Here is a 397-nt window from a genome sequence, read left to right as displayed (position 1 = left end):
AGTCGAGGCCGCGGTGGCCGCCGCGCACAAGGCCTTCGAGACCGGCCCATGGCCGCGCATGAAGGCGTCCGAGCGCGCTGCCATCCTGCTCAAGGCGGCCGACCTGATCGAGGTCCGACTGGAAGAGATCGCCAGGCTCGACGCGCTGGAGTCCGGCAAGCCGATCGCCCAGGCGCGCGGCGAGATCGGCGGCGCCGTCGACATCTGGCGCTATGCCGCCTCGCTCTCCCGCGCGCTGCATGGCGAGAGCTATGCCAATCTCGGAGACGCGATGCTCGGCGTCGTGCTGCGCGAGCCGATCGGCGTCGTCTCGATCATCACGCCGTGGAATTTCCCCTTCCTGATCGTCAGCCAGAAACTGCCCTTCGCGCTGGCCGCCGGCTGCACGGCGGTGGTC

General features: G+C 69.8%; 1 protein-coding gene. It reads left to right on the top strand.

Annotation, left to right across the window (positions count from 1 at the left end; genetic code table 11):
* Positions 1-397: aldehyde dehydrogenase family protein (locus EOA28_RS38415; protein WP_128315974.1), on the top strand; the 397-nt coding region annotated here is incomplete at both ends.

Source organism: Mesorhizobium sp. M2A.F.Ca.ET.067.02.1.1 (assembly GCF_004023285.1).
Classification (GTDB): Bacteria; Pseudomonadota; Alphaproteobacteria; order Rhizobiales; family Rhizobiaceae; genus Mesorhizobium.
Note: the sequence above shows the minus strand (reverse complement) of the source record. Positions and strands in the feature narration are given on the sequence as shown.